This is a genomic window from Winogradskyella sp. MH6, from assembly GCF_022810765.1.
Lineage (GTDB): Bacteria > Bacteroidota > Bacteroidia > Flavobacteriales > Flavobacteriaceae > Winogradskyella.
Map to the genome: position 1 here is coordinate 1,393,532 of NZ_CP094494.1, position 22,850 is coordinate 1,416,381.

Annotated in this window: 26 protein-coding genes; 6 read left to right on the forward strand and 20 right to left on the reverse strand. The window is 34.0% G+C overall.

What is annotated here, in order from left to right:
- Nucleotides 1-8 precede the first annotated feature (8 nt).
- Nucleotides 9-2,279, forward strand: a complete 2,271-nt coding sequence (locus MST30_RS06215; protein ID WP_243473516.1) for a penicillin-binding protein 1A — start codon at nt 9-11, stop codon at nt 2,277-2,279.
- Between the two features lie 55 nt (nt 2,280-2,334).
- On the opposite strand, the gene MST30_RS06220 is transcribed toward MST30_RS06215, so the two are convergent.
- The 7 genes from MST30_RS06220 to MST30_RS06250 all read right to left on the reverse strand — a co-directional run bounded on the left by MST30_RS06220 (nt 2,335) and on the right by MST30_RS06250 (nt 8,262).
- Entirely contained in the window at nt 2,335-3,246 is a 912-nt protein-coding gene (locus tag MST30_RS06220) for a DUF3078 domain-containing protein (protein WP_243473517.1), read from the reverse strand.
- A gap of 129 nt (nt 3,247-3,375) precedes the next feature.
- Entirely contained in the window at nt 3,376-3,885 is a 510-nt protein-coding gene (locus tag MST30_RS06225; protein WP_243473518.1) for a DUF2480 family protein, read from the reverse strand.
- A gap of 3 nt (nt 3,886-3,888) precedes the next feature.
- The gene (locus MST30_RS06230; protein WP_243473519.1) at nt 3,889-5,328 is read right to left on the reverse strand and encodes a hydroxymethylglutaryl-CoA synthase family protein; all 1,440 of its coding nucleotides are present in this window, start codon (nt 5,326-5,328) and stop codon (nt 3,889-3,891) included.
- Between the two features lie 11 nt (nt 5,329-5,339).
- The gene (locus MST30_RS06235; protein WP_243473520.1) at nt 5,340-5,666 is read right to left on the reverse strand and encodes a DUF59 domain-containing protein; all 327 of its coding nucleotides are present in this window, start codon (nt 5,664-5,666) and stop codon (nt 5,340-5,342) included.
- Nucleotide 5,667: 1 nt separating this feature from the next.
- Nucleotides 5,668-6,090 carry a SufE family protein gene (locus MST30_RS06240; protein WP_243473521.1) on the reverse strand — a complete coding sequence of 141 codons (423 nt, stop codon included), beginning with the start codon at nt 6,088-6,090 and terminating at the stop codon, nt 5,668-5,670.
- 34 nt (nt 6,091-6,124) lie between these two features.
- Complete coding sequence (locus MST30_RS06245; RefSeq protein WP_243473522.1) at nt 6,125-6,958, reverse strand: META domain-containing protein; 834 nt, start codon at nt 6,956-6,958, stop codon at nt 6,125-6,127.
- An 89-nt stretch (nt 6,959-7,047) separates the two neighbouring features.
- Nucleotides 7,048-8,262: an aminotransferase class V-fold PLP-dependent enzyme gene (locus MST30_RS06250; protein WP_243473523.1), complete on the reverse strand. Its 1,215-nt coding sequence runs from the start codon at nt 8,260-8,262 to the stop codon at nt 7,048-7,050.
- Between the two features lie 138 nt (nt 8,263-8,400).
- Between MST30_RS06250 and MST30_RS06255 the strand changes: the two genes are divergently transcribed.
- The 4 genes from MST30_RS06255 to MST30_RS06270 are packed head-to-tail and all read left to right on the forward strand — an operon-like array spanning nt 8,401 to nt 10,999.
- Entirely contained in the window at nt 8,401-8,733 is a 333-nt protein-coding gene (locus tag MST30_RS06255; RefSeq protein WP_243473524.1) for a PadR family transcriptional regulator, read from the forward strand.
- Between the two features lie 3 nt (nt 8,734-8,736).
- The gene (locus MST30_RS06260) at nt 8,737-9,165 is read left to right on the forward strand and encodes a hypothetical protein (RefSeq protein ID WP_243473525.1); all 429 of its coding nucleotides are present in this window, start codon (nt 8,737-8,739) and stop codon (nt 9,163-9,165) included.
- Nucleotides 9,166-9,176: 11 nt separating this feature from the next.
- Nucleotides 9,177-9,356 carry a hypothetical protein gene (locus MST30_RS06265; RefSeq protein ID WP_243473526.1) on the forward strand — a complete coding sequence of 60 codons (180 nt, stop codon included), beginning with the start codon at nt 9,177-9,179 and terminating at the stop codon, nt 9,354-9,356.
- A complete protein-coding gene (locus tag MST30_RS06270; protein ID WP_243473527.1) occupies nt 9,344-10,999 on the forward strand; it encodes a serine hydrolase domain-containing protein in 1,656 nt (551 codons plus the stop codon). The genes MST30_RS06265 and MST30_RS06270 overlap by 13 nt, the downstream gene beginning before the upstream one ends.
- Nucleotides 11,000-11,026: 27 nt before the next feature.
- Here MST30_RS06270 and sufD read toward each other — a convergent pair whose 3' ends face one another.
- The 10 genes from sufD to MST30_RS06320 all read right to left on the reverse strand — a co-directional run bounded on the left by sufD (nt 11,027) and on the right by MST30_RS06320 (nt 20,283).
- Nucleotides 11,027-12,340, reverse strand: coding sequence for a Fe-S cluster assembly protein SufD (sufD, locus tag MST30_RS06275; protein ID WP_243473528.1), 1,314 nt, complete (start codon nt 12,338-12,340; stop codon nt 11,027-11,029).
- A gap of 12 nt (nt 12,341-12,352) precedes the next feature.
- On the reverse strand, nt 12,353-13,105 hold the full coding sequence (gene sufC, locus MST30_RS06280; protein WP_243473529.1) for a Fe-S cluster assembly ATPase SufC: 753 nt from the start codon (nt 13,103-13,105) through the stop codon (nt 12,353-12,355).
- A 4-nt stretch (nt 13,106-13,109) separates the two neighbouring features.
- Complete coding sequence (locus MST30_RS06285) at nt 13,110-13,526, reverse strand: hypothetical protein (protein ID WP_243473530.1); 417 nt, start codon at nt 13,524-13,526, stop codon at nt 13,110-13,112.
- A gap of 4 nt (nt 13,527-13,530) precedes the next feature.
- On the reverse strand, nt 13,531-14,979 hold the full coding sequence (gene sufB / locus MST30_RS06290) for a Fe-S cluster assembly protein SufB (RefSeq protein WP_243473531.1): 1,449 nt from the start codon (nt 14,977-14,979) through the stop codon (nt 13,531-13,533).
- Between the two features lie 9 nt (nt 14,980-14,988).
- The gene (locus MST30_RS06295) at nt 14,989-15,318 is read right to left on the reverse strand and encodes a HesB/IscA family protein (RefSeq protein ID WP_243473532.1); all 330 of its coding nucleotides are present in this window, start codon (nt 15,316-15,318) and stop codon (nt 14,989-14,991) included.
- Between the two features lie 111 nt (nt 15,319-15,429).
- On the reverse strand, nt 15,430-15,666 hold the full coding sequence (locus MST30_RS06300; protein ID WP_243473533.1) for a hypothetical protein: 237 nt from the start codon (nt 15,664-15,666) through the stop codon (nt 15,430-15,432).
- Between the two features lie 106 nt (nt 15,667-15,772).
- Nucleotides 15,773-16,825 carry a cytochrome-c peroxidase gene (locus tag MST30_RS06305; protein WP_243473534.1) on the reverse strand — a complete coding sequence of 351 codons (1,053 nt, stop codon included), beginning with the start codon at nt 16,823-16,825 and terminating at the stop codon, nt 15,773-15,775.
- A 104-nt stretch (nt 16,826-16,929) separates the two neighbouring features.
- A complete protein-coding gene (locus MST30_RS06310; protein WP_243473535.1) occupies nt 16,930-17,700 on the reverse strand; it encodes an MbnP family protein in 771 nt (256 codons plus the stop codon).
- A 13-nt stretch (nt 17,701-17,713) separates the two neighbouring features.
- Nucleotides 17,714-19,039, reverse strand: coding sequence for a hypothetical protein (locus MST30_RS06315; protein WP_243473536.1), 1,326 nt, complete (start codon nt 19,037-19,039; stop codon nt 17,714-17,716).
- A gap of 5 nt (nt 19,040-19,044) precedes the next feature.
- A complete protein-coding gene (locus MST30_RS06320; RefSeq protein WP_243473537.1) occupies nt 19,045-20,283 on the reverse strand; it encodes a choice-of-anchor B family protein in 1,239 nt (412 codons plus the stop codon).
- A gap of 108 nt (nt 20,284-20,391) precedes the next feature.
- Between MST30_RS06320 and thiL the strand changes: the two genes are divergently transcribed.
- A complete protein-coding gene (gene thiL, locus MST30_RS06325; RefSeq protein ID WP_243473538.1) occupies nt 20,392-21,444 on the forward strand; it encodes a thiamine-phosphate kinase in 1,053 nt (350 codons plus the stop codon).
- Here the strand turns inward: thiL and MST30_RS06330 are convergent.
- The 3 genes from MST30_RS06330 to MST30_RS06340 all read right to left on the reverse strand — a co-directional run bounded on the left by MST30_RS06330 (nt 21,428) and on the right by MST30_RS06340 (nt 22,841).
- Complete coding sequence (locus MST30_RS06330) at nt 21,428-21,658, reverse strand: DUF1660 family phage protein (protein WP_243473539.1); 231 nt, start codon at nt 21,656-21,658, stop codon at nt 21,428-21,430. The genes thiL and MST30_RS06330 overlap by 17 nt on opposite strands.
- 87 nt (nt 21,659-21,745) lie before the next feature.
- The gene (locus MST30_RS06335) at nt 21,746-21,988 is read right to left on the reverse strand and encodes a DUF1660 family phage protein (protein ID WP_243473540.1); all 243 of its coding nucleotides are present in this window, start codon (nt 21,986-21,988) and stop codon (nt 21,746-21,748) included.
- A 76-nt stretch (nt 21,989-22,064) separates the two neighbouring features.
- A complete protein-coding gene (locus tag MST30_RS06340) occupies nt 22,065-22,841 on the reverse strand; it encodes an alpha/beta fold hydrolase (RefSeq protein ID WP_243473541.1) in 777 nt (258 codons plus the stop codon).
- Nucleotides 22,842-22,850: the final 9 nt, after the last annotated feature.

Here is a 22,850-nt window from a genome sequence, read left to right on the forward strand (position 1 = left end):
TCTTCAAGATGACGACAAACACCAACCAATTCAAAATTCGGATAAAAAAAATTTTTAAAAACAAGTGGGTGAAATGGCTTTCTGTTTGTACAGGTGCCATTTTACTGTTTTTGGTTGGTCTTTATGTCAGTATATATTTAGGGTTCTTTGGAAAACTACCAACCACTGAAGAGCTGAATTCTATAAAACAAGAGCAGGCCACCCAACTTTTAGACCACAACGGTAAGTTAATTGGCAAGTATTACATCTATGATAGGCAACCTGTAGAATTCAAAGATTTTCCGAAGTATTTAATAGATGCTTTAGTTGCAACTGAGGACAGCCGTTTTTACGAGCACGATGGTGTGGATAATATTAGTCTAATGCGTGTGTTTGTAAAGAATTTAATACTCAGAGATAAAAGTGCTGGTGGAGGAAGTACCATTACGCTTCAACTCGCAAAGAATTTATATGGCAGAAAAAATTATGCACTATTTAGTATGCTCATCAATAAATTTAAGGAATCTATTGTAGCCAAGCGTATTGAAGACATTTACTCTAAGGAAGAAATTCTAACACTTTACCTGAACACGGTTCCGTTTCCAGATAATACATATGGTATAGAAAGTGCTTCTTTAAAGTTTTTCGACAAATCTGTAAAAGACTTATCGCTAAATGAAGCAGCCACTTTGGTCGGAACCTTAAAAGCTAACACCTACTACAATCCACGAGTACATCAACAGCGTAGTGAAGATAGACGAAATGTAGTGCTCAACCAAATGGTTAATTATGGCTACTTGGCAAAAGATTCTTTAGAGTTTTATAGTAATGAAACGTTAGAACTCAATTACAAATCTTACAATCACGATTTAGGTGTAGCACCTTATTTCAGAGAAGCTGTTAAACAAGAGCTTTCAAAAATATTAGATACGCTAAAAACACCAGATGGAGAAACCTACGATTTGTACAAAGATGGCCTGGTTGTGCATACAACGTTAGATTACCAAATGCAGCAATATGCTGAAGATGCAATGAAATCGCACCTAACAAAACTGCAAAGTGATTTTGAAGCTTCTTACGGAAAGTACGCACCTTGGAATGATAACTCTAAAGTTTTAAAAGCAGCCATTCAAAAATTGGCAATAGTCAAAAAGTATAAAGAAGCAGGTTTGTCTGATGCGCAGATTAAAGATTCATTAAATGTAAAACGAAACGTTGAATTATTCGGTTGGAAAGGAGATAACATCAAAAACATTTCTGTAGTAGATAGTTTGAAGCATTATCTTAAGTTTTTAAATACAGGAATGCTATCCATAGACCCAAAAACTGGTGCGGTTAGAACTTATATTGGTGGTATTGATTATCGTTTTTTTAAGTACGACCACGTTTCTCAAAGTGAGCGACAAGTTGGTTCAACCTTTAAACCTTTTGTTTATACAGCAGCAATTGAAAACGGTTTAGACCCTTGTACTTATTTTGCACTTAGTGAAGTGACCTATACCAATTATGACGATTGGACACCAAGTAATGCTGGTAGCGATGAAGAAGACCCTCACATTAATTACACTTTAGAAAATGCCTTGAGTAATTCTGTAAATACCATTGCTGTTAAAGTGTTGGAAGAAGTTGGTATACCAAAAACCATAAAACAAGTCGAAAAATTAGGCATCACGCACGAGTTGCCTAACAAACCATCTTTGGCATTAGGTGTTTCAGAAATAAATTTGAAAGAACTCACAGGTGCTTATGCGAGTTATGTCAATAATAGTAAACCAGTAAAACCATTTTTAATCACAAAAATTGAAGATAAAAATGGAAACATCATTGCTAATTTTGAAGCAGAAGTTGCTGAAGAGCAAGCTTACAATGATTATACTAGGCAAGTAATGCTTCAAATGATGAAATCTACAGTAAATTCTGGTACAGCGACAAGATTGCGAAACACCTACGGATTACGAAACGACATTGCCGGAAAAACAGGTACAACACAAAATAATAAAGACGGTTGGTTTGTAGCTTTAACTCCAAAATTAGTCACCATTACTTGGGTAGGTAACGATAACCATAGTATAGGTTTTAAATCAACAGGAATTGGGCAAGGTGCAAATTCTGCATTGCCAGTTTTTGCGAAGTTTTATCAAAAACTCAATAAAGATTCAGACTACAAGTCTATAACAAACGCCAAGTTTGAAAGTCCATCTGAAGACGTGATAAAAGATTTGGATTGTGAGCCAACCAAACGTGATGGTTTTATTAAGCGATTGTTTAAAAGGAAGAATAAAAAGAAAAAGTTTGATTAAAAAGAAAAGCCTGTCAATAGACAGGCTTTTTTATTTCTTTATAGCTAAAAAGTTTTTAGAACTTGTAGCTTAAACCAATTGTGTAATAAGACTGTAATTTATTGTCGGCATCACCTAAAGCAACACCTTGTGCATTTGCAGCTTCTTGCTTGTTGCTTCTTAAAGCAAAATCAAAACCAACACCAATCATTTTCCATAAGGTATAACCAAATGAGTTTGTCCATGTCCAGTTAGAAAGATCACCATCTTTATAACTTTGGAATGTAGAGAAGTTAGTTTTGAAATTTATAGCACCAATTTGTCTGGTGTAGTCTGCCACAATTTTTGCTCCAAATGATGAATCAAATACGGTATCTCCACTAGAGAATACGAAATTGTAGTTGGCAGGATGTATAACCACAACTAAGTTTTCTATAGGAGTCCATGTAGCACCAAAACCAAGATCTAAATATCCTGGGTCATTAAAATTGTCTAATAATGTTGTTCTATACTCAGCTAAACCAGAAATGGCCCATTTTTGATTTAATCTCTGTCCATAAAGAGAAGAAAGGTTGAAAACATCTGTTGTTGGATTGAAATCTTTGTCAGCATCTGTACCATTATCCTTATCGTCTAATTTTACCCAGTTAAGATTAGTTGTTAAAGCATTTCTCCAAAAATATTTATCTTCAATTTTATTCGCAAATGCATTAACCGTTATCCCAATGTTACCTGAAACATTATTAGGTGTTCCTTGTGCGTACCAATTGTTAAAGTTAGATAAACTTCCACCAATTGTACCAAAAGCCCCTACTCTCCAACCTGGTAGCGCATCGATTTGTGCTTGTATGGCATTAGCCTCAGCCTGAAACTTATCTGCCTCAGCTTGTTTCTCTGCTTTCTGAGCTTCTAATTCCTCTTTTGTTTGAGAGAATCCGAAAGTTATGGCAAACATTAAGAATGCCGATAAAAGTAATTTTCTGTTCATAATGAATTAAATTTTAATAAATTAAGATGTAAATAATTTACAAATATACGTGTTTATTAGTGTTTTAGGTATTTGTTGATTCATCTAATCAATATTGATTAGACATCAAAAAAAAACATTAAGTCACATTTATTTTTTTCTTTTGAATAAAGGCACAGCAGAACATGCCTCACCAAACATAATAGATTTGGCAATTGGTTTTAATTTTTGAGACAATAAAACCAATGCGTTTGCTGGGACAGGTTTGTTGGAACACCCTTTTATAATAACAGGCATATCTTGATAGATGCTTAGGTCTAATTCTGAAATTATAGTAGTGTATACTATAGATTCCAAAAGATCTAAAGAGCCAATAACAGTCATTTTTGAAAATTCTTCGAGCTCTAAAGAAATAAGCATATAAGCCCAATCTGGAACAATGGCATCGGTAGAGCAATGCAATGCAACATAGCAATCTTTGTATTGCGACCAATCGTATTCTGCTACGTGTGCTCTAAATTCTTTCTCTCTAAGAACCAAACCTTCAAGCAGCCAATCCTTAATATCAAATAGAATTCGTTTTCCTTTAGGATAGAAATCTTCTAGGTCAATGACTTTTAGTTTGCTGTTAGCAACTCTATTTATAATTTCTTCTGCCATAAGCTATTTTACGCTGTAGCGACGTAGTCCGTAATTGGTCTCTTCACGTTCAATAAAATCTAACGATATTTTACTTCCGTTGTGTATTGGAGTTTCTATTTTAGAACGGTGAATATTCTCGTAGGTGTTTACATCGATAGAAGATCTTTCATCTAAGGTTTCAAATAGTTTAATAGATGCTACTTTAGACTTCCAACTTTCTTGCACAACACCTTCAAAAACCTTGGATTTAGAACCACTACCATAAGCTATGAAACCAATAGTTTTTCCTGATAGGTCTAAGTTATTATTGTAACTATCAGACAATAAACTTAAAAGCGACATAAAAATTGAAGCAGTGTACATGTTGCCAATTTCTGAAGAGGCTATTTCTCCCTGAGCAATCTTTGTGTTTACAAAATTGCTGTATAACTGGGATTTGTAGGCTTTTTTAGACCATTCTTTTTTGTCTGAATCCTCTAAACGACCTATCTCATTTTCTAGTTCGTTATAGATTTCAGATGTTTTAATCCAGTTAAGCCAATTGTCAAAAATTATACGTCTTCCATGAAAAGCATAAGGTAAATGAAATACCATTTTATGCCATTCGTTGTTGAAATTTATTGACTTTTGCTCTCTAAAGTGATTAAGAGCTTCAGTAATTCTGTCATTATAACATGCATTAGAAAACTGACCATCAAATACAGGTTCTTCCTTAAAAACTTCAACAATATCACTGCCGTCTGACCAAAATTCAGAGTCTGAAGAAGCCATAAATTCATTTATTTTTTCATCAGAAGTGTCTAAATTAAGTTCTTTGAAGACTGCTTTTAAAAGCTCTGCTTTTTTATAGGTTCGCCTTGGTTTAAAGAAATCTCCTTCGCTCTTAGAGGCTACTCCCCAAACATTATTAATTTCTAATATAGATGGATTATGACTTATCAAAACAGCAACAGCTCCTGCTCCTTGAGTGTATTCTCCAGTAGAATTGATATCGTACTTAGAAAGGTCTGAAGCTATAACAACGGCTTTTCTATTAACATCTTGTTTTACCCAATCTATACTATTGTGCAATGCATCTACAGCTCCCACACAGGCAAAAGTCATATCTAACGCATCGCAGTGTTTAAAGCTTCGTCCTCCGTACGTTTTTGCAAGTTCATTTTCTACAATTTCTACAGCATAGGTTGCTGTGGGTTTGGAGCCATCAACAGCGCTTTCTGTGCCTAAATACACACGACCAATTTCGTTTGGGTTTATGTTGTTTTGAGTAATTAGGTTTAGTAGCGCGTTTGCAGCAAAAGTAGCTGCGTCTTCTCCAACATTTGGAACTGCCATTTTTTGTAGACCTAACCCATTTTTTAATTTTTCCGCAGGAATTCCTCTCGCCTCTGCAAGATTATCCATTGAAACATATAGTTGCGGAACATAAAATGCTATTGCGTCGATTCCTGTAGTGCTCATAAAGTTTTTTGTTATAGCATTCCTAATTCTAACTTAGCCTCTTCACTCATTAGGTCTTGAGACCAAGGCGGATCGAAAGTAATTTCTACTTCAGCATCTTTAACCTCATTGATGGATTTTACTTTTTCCTCAACTTCGAGAGGTAAGGTTTCTGCTACTGGGCAGTTGGGTGTTGTTAAGGTCATTAAGATTTTTACTTCGTAGTCTTCGTTTACAAAAACATCGTATATTAATCCTAATTCGTAGATATCTACAGGGATTTCGGGATCGTAAATGGTCTTTAAAACACGTACTATTTTATCTCCAAGTACGTTAGTATCTATAGTTGATTCGCTCATCTTAATTTAGCTGCGTTTGGTATGCAATGGCATACATTTTTAATTGTTTTATCATACTAACCAATCCGTTAGCTCTAGTAGGTGATAAGTGTTCTTTTAAACCAATTTTATCAATAAAATCGGTATTTGCCTCAATAATATCCTTTGGGTGTTGGTTAGAGAATACTCGTATTAAAATAGCAATAATACCTTTTGTAATAATAGCATCGCTATCTGCTGTAAATTCTACTTTGTCATCGTTCATTTCAGCATGTACCCAAACCTTACTTTGGCAACCTTTTATGATATGGTCATCGGTTTTGTATTGTTCGTCAATTAATGGAAGTGTTTTGCCTAAATCTATCATGTATTGATAGCGTTCTTCCCAATCATCAAACATTGAAAACTCATCTATGATTTCATTCTGAATTTCTTCAATAGTCATAATCAAATTCATTTAAAGCAAAGTTACAAAATCGCTACTGTTTAGTTGCAATTTCTGCCATTGATAATATCTTATTAACTATTGATTCTATTTCTTGAGGTGGTGTACCATGATCAAAGGTGGGAGTCATCATTACAACATCTCCTTTTATTACAGATAGTGTTGCGTGTGCAGCACCATCATATAGACGCTTATCTGTTGGTGCTTTTAGCAAATCTAGATTTTCTACAACAGCATTGCTCAATAGTTCGTTAAGCGCTTTCCAATCTTGCGGATTGCACTCGTAGGTCTCTATGTTTTTTAAACTTCTATCTTTTGAAATTTTTATTTCAGCTTTTGAAACCTCAATATGTTCAAAAGCCCCTCTTGTTGAGGTTTCATAAATAACTGCAAATTTTTTGTAATTATCTTGTACAACCTCACTTTTTCCAGGTCTTGAGGCTTCGCTTTTTGTAGCTGTAAAAACTTCAGTACCTTCATTTAGAAAAGTAATGCTGTCGTTTTTAACAACGAAAGAATTAACTGTGCTAATAGCATTCAGAAATGCTTTTTCAAAATTACTTCGTTCTCCTCCACAGTATTTTTTAGAACTCGCAATTGGTCCGAATTTAAGCGTGTTTTCGTTAACTGTATAATTTCCGAAAAACGTGTTACAACCTGAAAAACCAGAAACCTGATTGGTAGAATCGTTAAAAGTTATCGTAAGATTTTTAGGAGTTACGTCTTTAGACTCAAATTGATTTATGGCATAAGTTCCAGATAGGTTAAATTGCTCCATACTCTTTTTTTGTTCCGTAAGCGTTTCTTTAGCAGAATTACAAGATCCTGTAAGTGTTAACAAAGTAAAAAGACTCAGTAAAAATTTCATAAAAAAAGGTTTTATTAGTCTAAGTTACACTTTTGATGCCAAACTCTTTCGATACTTGAGATTTAAGTATTTCTATGAGTAGTTTAAAGTTAAGACAACATCATTACAGCTTTCTTTAACGAAGCAATAAAAGAGTCTATTTCTTCTTTGGTATTATAGAACATAAAGGACGCTCTAATGGTACCTGGTATTTTATAAAAATCCATTATTGGCTGAGCGCAATGATGACCAGTACGCACTGCAATACCCATTTTGTCTAGGATTGTTCCAATATCGTAAGGATGAATATTACCAACGTTAAAAGAAATAACAGAAGTCTTGTTTTTTGAAGTACCATAAATATTTAAGCCTTCAATTTTTTGAAGCTGCTCTGTGGCATAAACTAAAAGTTCATTTTCGTACTTTGCTATAGTTTCAAAACCAATAGAGTTCATGTAATCTATAGCCGCACCAAAAGCAATTCCGCCACAAATATTAGGTGTTCCGGCTTCAAACTTGTGAGGTAAATCTGCATAAGTTGTTTTTTCAAACGTTACTTCTGCAATCATTTCGCCACCACCTTGGTAAGGAGGTAATTTTTTTAACCACGATTCTTTTCCGTAAAGTACACCAACACCAGTTGGTCCACACATTTTGTGTGCTGAACACACATAAAAATCTACGTCTAATGCTTGTACATCTGCTTTAATATGCGGTGCGGCTTGTGCGCCATCAACCAAAACAGCAGCGCCAACGTCATGAGCTTTTTCTATTATAGTTTCAATGGGATTTATTGTACCAAGTGCATTAGAGACATGGTTTACAAAAACTAATTTGGTGTTTTGGTTAAGAAGTTTTTCAAATTCTGAAAGCACCAATTCACCATTCATATCCATTGGTATTACCTTAAGAGCTGCTCCGGTTTTTTCACAAAGCATTTGCCAAGGCACAATATTGCTGTGGTGCTCTAAAGCAGAAACAATGATTTCATCTCCTTTTGTTAAAATTGAAGAAAAACTATTAGCCACTAAATTAATACCATGTGTAGTGCCAGATGTAAAAATGATCTCGTAAGCTTTAGCAGCATTAAAATGTTTTTGAATTTTAATACGCGACTGCTCATAGGCGTCGGTTGCTTCTTGGCTTAAGGCATGAACTCCTCTATGAATATTTGCATTATAGCTAGAGTAGTAGTCTACAATAACATCAATAACCTGTTGCGGAGTTTGCGATGTTGCCGCATTATCAAAATATATTAAAGGCTTACCATTAACCTTACGATTTAGAATGGGGAAGTCTTGTCTTGTTGCATTAATATCAAACATATGTCTTCAAAGAATATATGCAAAAATACGAAGCATTGGTGGCAAACTAAAACTTATAGAATAGAGCTTTTTAAAAATTAGAATAAAAAAAACAAACATTTTTTACAAATACATTTAAATAAAATGTATATTTGAAATATGTATAGCAAAGAATTAACAAAAGGAACATTACAACCTATCATTTTAACCATAATAAATAATAAAGGTAGAATGTATGGTTATGAGATTACGCAGGAGGTAAAAAAGATGACTGCAGGAAAGATAGATATTTCTGAAGGCGCACTATATCCTATTTTACATAAGCTTGAAGCTAAAAAGGTATTAGAAACCGAAAAAGTATATATAGGTAAGCGCATAAGGAAGTATTACAAGGTAACCAAAGAAGGAAAAAAAACTGTAGAAAGTGTTACTATTGAAATTAATGACTTTATTAATACCCTAAGCTTAATTTTTAACACTAAACCTATATAAAAAATGGAGTTAACAGAAAAGCACATCACATTTATTGATAATAGTTTGTCTCTGTATGGTGTTAAAGACGAAAGCCTTAGGGAAGATTTGCTAGATCACATTTGCACATATATCGAAGAGCAAGAAACGGACGATTTTAATAAACTCTATCAACAAGCATTGCAAAAATTTGGTGGTTATGCTAGTTTTCAGAATTTACAATTAGAAACAAATCATCAAAAATTAGCTAAAGAAATCATTACAGTAAATAAACTGAAGTTCTCATTAGGCTTTGTTGTTATTCTTTTACTGGTTGTGAGTTTGGTTTTTCAAATGATGAGTTGGCCTTATGCCAATGCTTGGTTGCTTGGTGCTATAGCAATTTCGGTATTAGTGATTTTACCAACGCATTTATATGCTAATTATAAAAAATCTATTCATAAATACTCCTAAATAAACTTGTTATGAAAAAATCGTTTTACATCCTTGGTTTTATAACCTTTTTTATTCTTGGTATTGGTGCCATGTTTGAGTTTTTAACCTGGCCTTACAGAGGTGTTATTGTATTTATTGGGTTCTTATTTCTCAATTTTGGTCTTATACCAACCTATTTTTATCAAAAATATAAGCAATGTCGATCCTAAAATATAGTGTTGCATGTTTTGTTTTTCTGATTTTCTGCCATCTCAAAGCTCAAGAAAACATCTCAGAAAGTATTGACGAATTATTAAAAGTCTATGACTCTAATGGCGAGCCAGGATTAAGTGTTAAGGTTATAAGAGACGGCGAATCTATTTATTCCAAAGGTCTAGGACTTTCTAATTTAGATTATGACATTAAGAATTCCGATTCCACGGTACATAATATTGCATCAATTACAAAGCAATTTACGGCAGCTGCTATTTGGGCATTAATCAATGAAGATAAACTGAGTTTAGAAGATGATATAAGAACTTATTTTCCTGAATTTCCAGATTATGGAGAAGTCGTTAAAATCAAACATTTATTAAATCATACCAGTGGCATAAGAAATTATCATACATTAATGTATTTGTCAGGTTTTGACTATGATAACAATTATTACGATAATAACACAGTTTTAGAATTAGCTAAAAGACAAAAAAATCTTAATCATTTGCCAAATGAAAAAGTAAGCTATTCAAACACCAATTATAATTTATTAACGCTAATTATTGAGCGTGTGTCTGGTTTAAATCTCAATGACTATTTAAAACTTAAAATACTAGAACCTTTAAAGATGAATTCCACATTTGTAAGGGTAGAGCACGGAAAACCTATAAAAAACAGAGCAATAGGATATGTTCCAGATGGTAATGGATTTAAATACTCAGTTAATAGTCAACTAAGTTATGGTGCAGGTAGTATGGGTTCTTCTGTCAATGATTTGGCGATTTGGACGCAAATGCTCAATGAACAAATTTCAGAATTTAAACCTTTAGCACAATTTTTAAAACAAACCGAAACTTTAAACTCTGGTAAAAAAGCAAATTATGCAAGAGGAGTAATGATTGACACTTACAAAGGTTTTGAAGTGGTTGGTCATAGTGGTTACGGTTTTGGAGCTCGCTCTCATTTAATTGCTGTTAAGGAAAAGCAATTAGGGATTATTGTCTTAACAAATACACAAACTATTGATGCGACACGTGTAGCTTATCAAGTTTTAGATATTCTTCTAAAAGATGAAAAAATGAAAGAGGTGAAAACTATTCAATCATCGTTTAAAAAACAGGATGTTAATCAATTTACAGGAGAATTTAAAGAAATAAACAGTGACATGACCATGAAGCTATTTGTAGAGAATGATACTTTAAAAGCTTTGGGTTCAATGGGTAAAACACCTGTTGCTCTTGTGCAATACGCTACAAATAAATTTCACAGGGCCCAAAGTGAAAATGTTAAGTACGATTTTACACCATCATCTAGTCATGATATGGTAATTTCATTTGGTGGCACACCATTTTATTTTAAACACGCTAAATTTATTGATGAGACTTTAGTTACTGTGAAAGATTTTATTGGCGATTTTTATTCTGAAGAGTTAGATGTTAACTATCGTTTTTATTTAAAAGATAATGTGCTTAAACTAACCTACAAAGAAAATGAAGAGGTTACTTTAAAACCTATTCAATTAAATCAATTTGGAAATGGTGACAGAACGCTATATCATTTTGTAAAAGATAGAAATGGCAAGGTAACAGGAATGCTCTTGTCTTGTGATGGTACTGTAAAAGAAATTATTTTTAAAAAGAAAAGGATTACTATTTAGCAATCCTTTTTCTGTTTTATTTGGGTTCTATAAATCAAACCCAATATTAACACCTAGTTTGTTGGCAATAATCTTAGTAATCCTATTTTTTATTTCAGGAATTTTAACTGAATCTAAAACATTGTTACTAAAAGCAAACATCAACAATCCTCTTGCTTCTTTTTCTGGTATACCACGTGAGCGCAAGTAAAACATAGCACTCTCATCTAATTGCCCAATGGTACAACCGTGAGAACATTTTACATCATCAGCAAAAATCTCTAGCTGAGGTTTGGTGTTTATGCTTGCTTTATCACTTAATAAAATATTATTGTTGGCTTGAAACGCATCTGTTTTCTGAGCTTCTTTTTCTACCAAAACCTTTCCGTTGAAAACACCAGTAGAATTATCTCCAAAAATACCTTTGTAATCTTGATGACTTTCGCAGTTAGGTTCTATATGATGAACTAGTGTATTGTGATCTACATGCTGTTTATCACCAATAATAGTGATGCCTTTCATTGTAGAATCTATACGCTCACCATTTTGGTAAAAGTTGAGGTTATTTCTTATCAATTTTCCACCAAAAGAGAAGGTGTGCACTTTTACAATACTTTCTTGCTTTTGATTGATGAATGTGTTGTCTATCAATGATGCCGATTGGTTATCATTCTGAATTTTATAATAATCTACAATAGCACGTTTGTTACCAAAAATCTCAGTTACAGAATTAGTTAAAACAGGATTCTCTGTTAAACTCTGATGACGTTCAATAATTTGAACATGAGAATTTTCATCTACAATAACTAAGTTACGAGGTTGTAACATTAAAGCCGCTTCATTTCCTGTTGAAAAATGAAGGATTTGGATTGGTTTGTCTACTAGCTTATTCTTCGGAATATGAATAAAAGCTCCTTCTGCAGAAAATGCAGTATTCAAGGCAGATAAACTATCTTTTGTTGCTATTTTATTGAAATAGTTTTCAATGACAATTCTGTATTTTGGCTTTGTTAAAGCCGCTGACATTAAGCAAACGTCTAAACCATCATGTGTAGTTTGAGACAAATGCGAAGAATACTTACCATCAATAAAAACAATCTTATATGAATCTATATCGTGAATGAAATATTTCTTCACGTCTTTAAATTCTAAAGCCTCTTCGTGTTTAGGAAACATACTATAATCATGCTTTAAAATTGAATTTAAAGATGTGTATTTCCATGCTTCCTGACGCTTGGTCGGGAAACCTTCACTTTCAAAATGTTTTATAGCTTCTGTTCTAATGTCATGTACAGGCGAATCTACATCGACCATATTTTCGAATGCCATGAAAGAAGACACTAACTTTTCTTTTAATTCCATTTAGCTTATTAATTAAGCGTTTACTTCTTCTTTTATCCAGTCGTAACCTTTAGCTTCTAACTCATGAGCTAATTCTTTTGTACCAGACTTAACAATACGGCCATTGTAAAGTACATGCACATAATCAGGTACGATATAATCTAATAAACGTTGGTAGTGCGTAATCACAATAACAGCATTGTCTTTAGATTTTAATTTGTTAACACCATTGGCTACAATTCTTAAAGCATCGATATCTAAACCAGAATCTGTTTCATCAAGAATTGCTAGTTTTGGTTCTAACATTGCCATTTGAAAAATTTCGTTACGTTTCTTTTCACCTCCAGAAAAGCCTTCATTTAAAGAACGTGATAAAAATTTACGATCTATTTCTAAAAGTTCGGATTTTTCACGAATCATCTTTAGCATTTCGTTAGCTGGCATATCTTCTAAACCTTTAGCCTTACGAGTTTCGTTTATGGCTGTTTTCATAAAGTTAGTAACACTAACTCCTGGGATTTCTACAGGATATTGAAATGATAAGAAAACACCTTTGTGTGCACGTTCTTCTGCTGCAAGTTCGTCAATGTTTTCACCTTCTAACAAAATTTCTCCTTCTTCAACTTCATACTCTTCTTTTCCAGCAATTACAGAGGCTAATGTACTTTTACCAGAACCATTAGGTCCCATTATAGCATGTACTTCTCCAGGTTTAACTTCAAGGTTAATACCTCTTAATATTGCTTTATCTTCTACGCTTGCGTGTAAGTTGTTTATCTTTAACATTGTCTTAGTTTGATAATTTTATAACGTCTTCTTTATTTGGATTTGGTTTTTCAACCTTTAATATATCCTTAATTTCTAAGGCTTCTTCCCATTTAATATTTGGGTTTGTGTTTTTAGATTTTTTTACTCTCACTGTTACAGGTACAGAGGTATATTTGTGCTCTTTAAAAGGTTTTACTTTTTCATTTAGCTGGTGCATATTCTCATCTACAACAACCGCATAAATAGTTCCGTTTGGAGACTCAAACACAGCAGCATTTTGGTCTGCATCATATACAAATTCACCTTTCATGGTAATAAAACCATCGTTTTGGTCATATGATTTTGCTCTGTTTTCTTCTAAATTAGCTTCTTTTTTGGTTTCGTTTTTACAGCTTACAAAACTTATTAAGGCCAACAAAATGATTGCAATTTTTTTCATAGTCTTATCCTACTGAACCTTCTAAACTGATTTCTAATAATTTTTGAGCTTCAACAGCAAACTCCATTGGTAGTTTGTTTAATACTTCTTTACTAAAACCATTAACTATTAAAGCAATGGCTTTTTCTGTATCTATACCACGTTGGTTACAGTAAAAAATCTGGTCTTCACCAATTTTACTTGTTGTAGCCTCGTGCTCAATTTGTGCCGATTTATTTTTAGCTTCAATATATGGGAATGTATGCGCTCCACATTCATTACCCATTAATAAACTATCGCACTGAGAGAAGTTACGAGCATTTTCTGCTCTAGAATTTATTTGAACCAATCCACGGTAAGAATTTTGAGATTTACCTGCAGATATACCTTTAGATATAATGGTTGACTTGGTGTTTTTTCCTAAGTGAATCATTTTTGTCCCAGTATCGGCTTGCTGGAAATTATTAGTAACAGCTATGGAATAAAATTCACCGACTGAGTTATCTCCTTTAAGTACACAACTTGGATATTTCCAGGTTACAGCAGAACCTGTTTCTACTTGTGTCCAAGAAATTTTTGCGTTTTTCTCACACAGCCCACGTTTGGTTACAAAATTGAAAACACCACCTTTACCTTCAGCATTTCCTGGATACCAGTTTTGAACCGTAGAATATTTTATTTCAGCATCGTCTAAAGCAATTAGCTCAACAACAGCTGCGTGTAATTGGTTTTCGTCTCTACTTGGTGCAGTACAACCTTCTAAGTAAGACACATAACTACCTTCGTCGGCAATAACAAGTGTTCTTTCAAACTGACCTGTTCCTGCTTGGTTAATTCGGAAATAGGTTGAAAGTTCCATTGGGCAACGAACACCTTTTGGGATATAACAAAAACTGCCATCACTAAAAACGGCAGAGTTTAAAGCCGCATAGAAGTTGTCTTTTTGCGGAACAACAGTACCAATATATTTTTTCACAAGTTCTGGATGCTCTTTAATGGCTTCAGAAATACTCATAAAAATGATGCCTTTTTCAGCTAGGGTCTTTTTAAAAGTGGTCGCTACAGAAACTGAATCTACTACCACATCCATGGCAACACCAGCTAATTTCTTTTGCTCGTCTAGAGAAATACCTAGCTTCTCAAAAGTGGCTAATAACTCCGGATCTACTTCGTCTAGGCTATCGTATTTAGGTTTGCTATTAGGTGCAGAATAATAAGAAATAGCTTGAAAGTCTGGTTTTTCATAATGTACATTAGCCCAATCAGGCTCTTCCATTTCTTGCCATGCCTTAAAAGCTTCTAATCTCCATTCTGTCATCCACTCTGGTTCTTCCTTCTTTTTAGAGATAGCTTTTATAATATTTTCGTTAAGTCCATTAGGAAAAGTTTCAGATTCAATATCTGTATAAAAACCATATTCGTATTCTTTGGTTTTTAATTCTTCTCTTAAATCGTCTTCAGTATATTTACTCATTGCGTTTTTTTATAAAGAAAATGATTCGCCGCAACCACATGTACGGTTGGCGTTGGGATTGTTAAATACAAATCCGGTTCCGTTTAATCCTCCTGAATATTCTAAAGTAGTGCCAATAAGGTATAAGAAACTCTTTTTGTCTACAATGATTTTTACACCATTATCTTCAAAAACTTTATCATCTTCAACTTGCTCTTTGTCAAATTTTAAATCGTATGATAAACCAGAGCATCCACCACTTTTAACACCAACTCTAATGTAGTCAGTATCAGGATTGTAACCGTCATCACTCATTAGTTCGATGACTTTTTTCTTTGCTTGTTCAGAAACTTTAATCATATATTAAAGCAGATTAATTCTAAATTGAACGCAAATATACGATTTAACTAAGGTTTAACCATGTTTACTAACATTATATTAGCATATGATTTAATAGAGTTTCCCTATTAGTTAAGAAAATTTAGGCTTAGCAGTTTGGAGTTTGAGATGAAATAATTGTCTAAGTGTAGTTTGAATATGTTTATTATTTACAGGTAATTCTTCAAAATTTCCGCTTACATCTGTTTTTACAACTGTGTTGCAGTGTGTACATGTTAATTCGGCAGTTTGGTCAGAATTTGTTTTTGACTTGACATAATTATGACCAAACACAGCACAGGGCAATGCTTTGCTTGTAGTAGGTTTCATCTCATAAGGTTTGGGACTGAAAATGTAAGTAAACCTAAAAGAATTCACTGCTTAAATCCGTCGTTTTTCGATGAAAAACATCAAATAACAAGAATAAACTTACATTTTAGTTTTGAAAATCAGGATTGTTTAAAAATGAAGGGTCAGAAAGTGTTAGCAGAAATGCTTTTAAATCCGCTTTATCTTGGGCGGACAATTGTACTCCTCCTTGATTAATTTTTTTCATCAGTGGGTCAATTGTTGGTGAGTTTTGAAGCCCTTCGCTGTAGTGATTTATAACTTCGTCTAAAGTAGCGAATCTACCATCGTGCATATAAGGTGCTGAATACGCTAAATTTCTCAAAGAAGGAGAACGAAATTTTCCGTTGTCATTTGGGTCACCAGTTATAGTGCCCAATCCTAAATCTGTAAACGTTGCGTCTAGTCCGTTGTTGTGAAAATCATTATCAGTCCAAAGCGGATTGTTAGGATTGCCATGGCAATGAAAACAATCGCCTTTATCCTCTCTTAAGAAAATATCAAGCCCATTCAGTTCTTGTGGTGTTAGGGTGGCCAGACCAAGTGTATATTTGTCAAATTTTGAATTTGCAGAAATCAAAGTACGTTCAAATTGAGCTATAGCTTTAGTGGTTAACTCTTTTGTTATCGTTGAGGTATTAAATGCTAATTGAAATAATTCTGGATATTCAGGATGATTTTGCAGTCGGTCAACAACATTGTCCCAATTACTATGTAATTCAATAGGATTTTCAACAGGTTCCTCGGCTTGGCGTTCAAGACTCAATGCAGATCCATCCCAATTAAAACGCTCTCCATAATTCCATGCCAGATTAAACAAAGGCATTGCATTTCTTGGTCCTGAAATGCCATCTATGCCTACACTTGTTGGTAAGTTTTCTGAAAAAGAACTCTGAGGTGAATGACAAGTTGCACAAGATTGTGTACCATCTGCGGATAGAATTCTATCAAAAAATAGTTTCTTGCCAAGAGCTACTCCTTTAACGGTTTGAGGATTGTCTGTAGGTATAATAGGTGCTATAATATTGTTTGAAAATATTTCAGGAATATCCAGAGGTAATGATGTAGGTTGGTAACCCGAGTCTTCACTAGAACAACTAGAGCAAAGCATAATTATAATAAGCAACAATCCTTTTTTCATCTATTTAAATTTTAGCAAAAACCTATGGTTTAGTTATTTAATTATTTTGGTGGGTGATGGTCTTTGCTTGCCAAATGCCCATTATGGGCTTTCATCTTTTCAAACTATTGAAACACGTCTCCTAAACTGAATACATTTTGTCCATTTTCATACATCATTATCTGAGCTGTAGAATTTGGCATCAGCGTTTGGTTATATACATTTAAATCCCAGAGATTCGGGTTTTTAAACCATTCTGCGATATTCATTTTTACTTCAATTTCAACATCATTGGTGATTTCTAAAGCACCAAGATTTACTGTAAAGAAGGTGTCTTGTGGGAATGTTGGATTAGCACCAACATTATCAACAGCTCTTATCGCATGGTAGTTAAACCCTTGCTCTTCCGAATTAGAGTTAATGAATTTACCATCAAATTGCATGTAGTGGTAACCTCCTCCCATTGTTTCAGGAACATTAAATGAAGCTGAGTTAAGATCAGTGTAATTTTCAGCATTATCCTCATTATCTAAACCAAACGTAAAAGACACATTTGTGTAATTACCAACGGGAATCTGAGTCTCTGGTGTATATTCCATATTTACTCCATTGGTGAGGTCCACCAGATTGTAAATATCGAGCTCAATTTCTTCTCCATTGGCTTTTGTGAAAATGATATCTGAAATTACATAACGAAGCCTTTCAAACCCAATAGATTCACCGTTTGCATTTACATATTGAATAGGGCCAAAATTATAATCTCTAATAAGTGCTCCATCCCAATTATGTGTAAACACGAATGTAGTTGAAACCTGAGATGTACTATCTGAATCATCACTTGAATTGCATGCGCTAAGCAAAACTAGCAGACATAAAAGTGAAACGATTTTATTCATTTTAATGATATTTTTAATCTATTTTAATAATTAATAAATCTGTAAATCCTTTGTTTTCTATGATGTCTCCATCACTACTAGCGGTATCACCAACAGCAATGACCGAACCATTTATTAATTCGACGACATCATAAGAAAAATCAATATTGGAGCCTCCAACCGTGGTTTCCCATAGCAAATTACCATTGTTATCTGTTTTTAAAACCCAAGCATCATTTTGACCTTTGTTTTCAGAAACATCCATGTCGCTACTTCGGGAACTTCCCGAAAGTAAAAAACCGTTGTTTTGAGATTTTTTTATAGCTCTGGCCACATCAAAACTAGAACCTCCAATCGTCCTTTCCCAGATGAGATTTCCAGAAGGTGATATTTTTATAAACCATAAATCCGCTGCTCCTTTATTTTGTGATACGTCATTATCACTACTACGAGTATCACCAGCAATGATGTAATTGCCATCATTAGTTTTAACGATGGCTCTAGCTTCATCGATTTGAGAACCTCCAAAGGACTTTTCCCAAACTAAATCGCCAGACTCAGAAATCTTAATAACCCAAAAATCATAAGTTCCAATATTGCTAGAAATATCAGTGTCTTCACTATCTGAACTTCCTACTACTATGTAACCATTATCGTTGGTTTGGACAACTCCATAAGGTGTATCTGTAAAATTGCCACCAAAGTAATGGCTCCACTCTAAGTTACCAGAAATATCGAGTTTTAAAGCCCAATAATCACCACCAGCATGCCTGTTTGCGTTTCGGGATGAATTTCCTTCTCCTCCTGAAGCTGTAACGTCTAAAATACCAGTAACTAAAAATCCTTGGTCATTAGTTTCAGTCATTGTAATGCCGGAATCTGCACCTTGGTAACCAAAGGATTTTTCCCAAGATATATTTCCGTTAGCATCTAGTTTCACGAGCCAATAGTCTTGAAGTCCTGCGTTTTCGGTAGCATCTCCATCATTACTAAAACTATATCCCAAAATAGCATAACCACCATCTGAAGTTTGAATAATATCACTACCTCTATCGTCTAAACTGCCTCCATAGGTTTTTTGCCATTGTAATTGATCAGTCGCATCAAATTTTAATACCCAATAGTCAAAACTTTCATCTTGTTTATCGGTAATATCATTGCCATTACTTTGTGTATAACCCAAAATGATATAACCTCCATCGGTAGTGGCCGTAACGGATTGTGCACTATCGTTTTTGGAACCTCCATAGGTTTTGACGAATGTTACTTGGTCATCATTATTAGAAGTAGAAGCGTCATCACTACTACAGCTTAAGAGTAGTAAAACCATAAAACAATATGTACTGACTTTATTGATCATATATGCTAATTTGAAGGTCTTACAATAAACAAACCACCATCAATATCGCTAACGATGATATTACCACTTTCAAAAAACGGATAGATATTCCATGCACCATTGAAAGCTGTATTGTCATTAGGAATATAGGTGTCTAAAAAACCAGTTTCAATCATTACACCTTCATCTAGACTCGAAATATCAATAGCTCTAAGACCAGCTGAATAATTAGCAACATAAAACGTATTGCCTACTACATAACCGTTATGGTCTATGGCAGAAGTTGGTGCTAAATATTCCATATGATATATAGGATTATCTAAGTCGCTAAAATCAAAAACTATAGTTCTAGAGTTAGTGCCAAAATTAATTTCGTCAAGTTCATCACCAAGTAAAAAGTAGACCATATCATCAGTAAACCAACCTTGATGTGCATAGCCTAAATTACCGTAATCTATAGTTGAAATTTGAACAGGGTTTGCTTTGTCGGTAACATCTATAATCACCACTTCATTAGCGTTACTACCAATTAAAATTTCTCTGCCAGTATAATCTGCATCTGGCCCATTATAAGTTACAACTTGAGCATCGTGAGAGTAAGCATCATTAGCATAGCCACCAGCTGCAACAGGTGAGGTTGGGTTTTGAATATTAATAAAATGAGGACCTCCGTTAAAAGTGTCTGAACCCACGGCATAAGCAAAGCCGCTATCTTCATTAATGACGATATTATGAGCCTTTCCAAATTCATTATAGTTAGCATCTGCTGTAAATGTTTCGGGTGGATTGGCGACATTTCTTAAGCGGGTTAAATCAAAAACCTGCATGCCATGATCTGGTGCTTCGCTCACTATAAAAGCATGATTATTATATACTTTAATATCTCTCCAAAGACTATTTACCGTAGCGGTTGGTAAAGTTCCTAAAAAGATTGGACTTGAAGGGTCCGTAATATCAACAAAAGCAGCGCAGGTTGTAGTGCCAACTAGAGCGTATTCATTTCCGGTTTCAGGATCGGTCCAGCCCCAAGAATCGTTACCTTCTGCTCCTTCACCGCCTAAAATATCATTAGGGATATGACTCATAAGGTCAAACCCGTTACAAGGATGGCCATTAGCAAATCCGTTTTCACAAGGAAATTGTGGTAAAATTGTATTAGAACCATCACTATTGTTGTCGTCATTAGAACACCCAAATATCAGAATGGATAAAAAAGTACAAGCGATTACTTGAAAGAAACATTTTTTTGGGACAAAAACAGTCATAAAATTTTTTTAAGCAATTTACAGTAAATTTCACATTTAGTTAAAATTACCAGATAATTAACGTTGGTTTAAACGCTTTTATTCAAAAAAGCATAATATTTTTGCATCATGATAGAAGATAAAAATCCAAAACGTACACCTTTAAGTGAGTTAGGAGAGTTTAAACTTATAGACCACTTAACCAAGCATTTTAAGATAAATCATAAGTCTACTGTAAAAGGGATTGGAGACGATGCTGCTGTTTTGAATTATGGTAAAAAGCAAATTGTTGTATCTACTGATTTGTTGGTAGAAGGAGTACACTTTGATTTGAGTTATGTGCCTTTAAAGCACTTGGGTTATAAAGCTGTTATGGTTAACCTTTCCGACATTTATGCCATGAACGCGAAAGCGACTCAAATTACAGTGTCTATAGCTGTATCTAATCGTTTTCCGCTTGAAGCCTTAGAAGAATTATATGCTGGTATTACAACAGCTGCTGAATTTTACAATATTGATGTTGTAGGTGGAGATACTACGTCATCAACGTCGGGTTTAATAATTTCTATCACAGCTATTGGTGAGGTTGAAAAAGGAAATGAAGTGTTACGTTCGGGAGCAAAACCAAACGATTTACTAGTTGTTACAGGTGATATTGGTGGAGCTTACATGGGATTACAGGTTTTAGAGCGCGAAAAGGAAGTCTTTAAAGTAAATCCAAATTCGCAGCCAGACTTATCTATGTATACATATATTGTTGAAAGACAGCTAAAACCCGAAGCGCGAAAAGATATCGTTGAGCTTCTTCAAAAATTGGAAGTAAAGCCAACAAGTATGATAGACATTAGTGATGGGCTATCTTCTGAAGTAATTCATCTCTGCAAACAGAGTAAAGTAGGTGTTGATATTTATGAAAATAAAATTCCATTAGATCCTCAGGTGATTTCAACATGTGAAGAATTTAATATAGATAGTACAACCGTAGCTTTAAACGGAGGTGAGGATTATGAGTTGTTAATGACAATTTCTCAAGAAGATTATCCAAAGATTAAAGGAAATCCTAATTTAACCGTAATTGGTTACATGACAGAAGAGGAAAGAGGAATGCATTTAGTGACTAGAGCAGAACAAAAAATACCAATTATCGCAAAAGGTTGGAATGCCCTTAATAATCAATCATAAGAAGTTTTTGACTTCTTTCTAAGCGTTTGTTGTGTACACGGTTTAATACCGAATTAATTTCTTTGTGTTTGGGTGTTAGTGGGATAAATTTTCCGTTTCCGTCAATAGTCATTTCGGAACTGCAGCGCTTACATTTATATTCTTTAACATGATAGGTTACTACCTTAGAGACTTCAAAATCATGTCCGATTAAAGAGCATAACACATTTTTCATTTGTGAGTACTATTTTTCTTAGTTAAGGGATTAAATTCAACAGGGATTTAAATATAAGAAAAAGAGTTATTCACAAGTTGTTAACAATCAACAAATCGATGAATTGAGTATTTTTCGCTTTGAACGCAACATTCTGTTGTTATAAATACGCTCTAATGCAGAATTTATCTCTTGATATTTTGGGGTTAATTCGGTAAGCTGGCCATTGCTGTTTGTAGTCAATTGCTTTTTGCAACAAGAACACGTGTATTCCTTAACGTGATTTGTCACTTTTTTTGTCATCTTGTAGTTGTGACCGAAGAAATCACAGTAGAGTTTGGTTGCTGACATAGTAGGTTAAGATTTAAGATAAACATTTTGAGTTGGTTAAACTTAATAAATAAATTATCTAAAACGTCAAAAAGTATTATTTTTCGATAAAACGTAATAAAAAGTAAGTTAATTCTGATAAATTTTCAATGTGACTCATGTGTCCTTCTGATAATTCAGAATATTTTATGTCTGTGTCTACAATTTTTGCAATCAGTAAATCCTTATTTATCAATGTATCTTTTTCTCCTAAGATGATGAGCTTGTGCGCTTTAAGTGATTTAAAAACTTCAAATCTATTTGGCCTTAGCTTCATGCCTTCATTTGCTGCCATATAACCTTGAAGCGATGTATTAAGAGCAATATTTAAAGCCTGTTCATACTCAGTTTTAAAACTAATTCTACTTTCAGGAGCAAAAAGATTTGCAAAAGACATACGGACTAAATTTTCAAAATTAGTCTTTGCCATCTCGTTGGCACGTGTTCTTAAGACTTTGCGTTCTTCACTATCAGCTTCAAATGTGGAATTCATTAAACAAAGTCCTTCAAAAAGTTGAGGTTGTTGTTCTGCCAATGCTAAAGCCACATATCCTCCCATAGAATGTCCAATCACTTTGGCGTTTTTTATCTTTAAATGTTCCAAAACGGCATACACAGCTTTTGCCATGGCTTCCATTGTGTGTACATATCCTAAAGAGTCCGTTTCGCCATGTCCTAATAAATCTATGCAAACCACTTGGTGTGTTCTTGCAAATTCGGGTTCCAAATCTTTCCACATGGCTGAGGTTTCTAAAAAACCATGCAATAACAAAATGGTCTTACCTTCTCCTGAAACTGTGTAATGAATCTTTATGTTTTTGTAGTCTATAGTCATGGATGCAAA

Excerpts from the sequence above, each read along its gene's own strand:
- MST30_RS06215 (WP_243473516.1), top strand. The coding sequence starts at position 9 with ATGACGACAAACACCAACCAATTCAAAATTCGGATAAAAAAAATTTTT.
- MST30_RS06220 (WP_243473517.1), bottom strand. The coding sequence starts at position 3,246 with ATGAACAGAAAATTACTTTTATCGGCATTCTTAATGTTTGCCATAACT.
- MST30_RS06225 (WP_243473518.1), bottom strand. The coding sequence starts at position 3,885 with ATGGCAGAAGAAATTATAAATAGAGTTGCTAACAGCAAACTAAAAGTC.
- MST30_RS06230 (WP_243473519.1), bottom strand. The coding sequence starts at position 5,328 with ATGAGCACTACAGGAATCGACGCAATAGCATTTTATGTTCCGCAACTA.
- MST30_RS06235 (WP_243473520.1), bottom strand. The coding sequence starts at position 5,666 with ATGAGCGAATCAACTATAGATACTAACGTACTTGGAGATAAAATAGTA.
- MST30_RS06240 (WP_243473521.1), bottom strand. The coding sequence starts at position 6,090 with ATGACTATTGAAGAAATTCAGAATGAAATCATAGATGAGTTTTCAATG.
- MST30_RS06245 (WP_243473522.1), bottom strand. The coding sequence starts at position 6,958 with ATGAAATTTTTACTGAGTCTTTTTACTTTGTTAACACTTACAGGATCT.
- MST30_RS06250 (WP_243473523.1), bottom strand. The coding sequence starts at position 8,262 with ATGTTTGATATTAATGCAACAAGACAAGACTTCCCCATTCTAAATCGT.
- MST30_RS06255 (WP_243473524.1), top strand. The coding sequence starts at position 8,401 with ATGTATAGCAAAGAATTAACAAAAGGAACATTACAACCTATCATTTTA.
- MST30_RS06260 (WP_243473525.1), top strand. The coding sequence starts at position 8,737 with ATGGAGTTAACAGAAAAGCACATCACATTTATTGATAATAGTTTGTCT.
- MST30_RS06265 (WP_243473526.1), top strand. The coding sequence starts at position 9,177 with ATGAAAAAATCGTTTTACATCCTTGGTTTTATAACCTTTTTTATTCTT.
- MST30_RS06270 (WP_243473527.1), top strand. The coding sequence starts at position 9,344 with ATGTCGATCCTAAAATATAGTGTTGCATGTTTTGTTTTTCTGATTTTC.
- sufD (WP_243473528.1), bottom strand. The coding sequence starts at position 12,340 with ATGGAATTAAAAGAAAAGTTAGTGTCTTCTTTCATGGCATTCGAAAAT.
- sufC (WP_243473529.1), bottom strand. The coding sequence starts at position 13,105 with ATGTTAAAGATAAACAACTTACACGCAAGCGTAGAAGATAAAGCAATA.
- MST30_RS06285 (WP_243473530.1), bottom strand. The coding sequence starts at position 13,526 with ATGAAAAAAATTGCAATCATTTTGTTGGCCTTAATAAGTTTTGTAAGC.
- sufB (WP_243473531.1), bottom strand. The coding sequence starts at position 14,979 with ATGAGTAAATATACTGAAGACGATTTAAGAGAAGAATTAAAAACCAAA.
- MST30_RS06295 (WP_243473532.1), bottom strand. The coding sequence starts at position 15,318 with ATGATTAAAGTTTCTGAACAAGCAAAGAAAAAAGTCATCGAACTAATG.
- MST30_RS06300 (WP_243473533.1), bottom strand. The coding sequence starts at position 15,666 with ATGAAACCTACTACAAGCAAAGCATTGCCCTGTGCTGTGTTTGGTCAT.
- MST30_RS06305 (WP_243473534.1), bottom strand. The coding sequence starts at position 16,825 with ATGAAAAAAGGATTGTTGCTTATTATAATTATGCTTTGCTCTAGTTGT.
- MST30_RS06310 (WP_243473535.1), bottom strand. The coding sequence starts at position 17,700 with ATGAATAAAATCGTTTCACTTTTATGTCTGCTAGTTTTGCTTAGCGCA.
- MST30_RS06315 (WP_243473536.1), bottom strand. The coding sequence starts at position 19,039 with ATGATCAATAAAGTCAGTACATATTGTTTTATGGTTTTACTACTCTTA.
- MST30_RS06320 (WP_243473537.1), bottom strand. The coding sequence starts at position 20,283 with ATGACTGTTTTTGTCCCAAAAAAATGTTTCTTTCAAGTAATCGCTTGT.
- thiL (WP_243473538.1), top strand. The coding sequence starts at position 20,392 with ATGATAGAAGATAAAAATCCAAAACGTACACCTTTAAGTGAGTTAGGA.
- MST30_RS06330 (WP_243473539.1), bottom strand. The coding sequence starts at position 21,658 with ATGAAAAATGTGTTATGCTCTTTAATCGGACATGATTTTGAAGTCTCT.
- MST30_RS06335 (WP_243473540.1), bottom strand. The coding sequence starts at position 21,988 with ATGTCAGCAACCAAACTCTACTGTGATTTCTTCGGTCACAACTACAAG.
- MST30_RS06340 (WP_243473541.1), bottom strand. The coding sequence starts at position 22,841 with ATGACTATAGACTACAAAAACATAAAGATTCATTACACAGTTTCAGGA.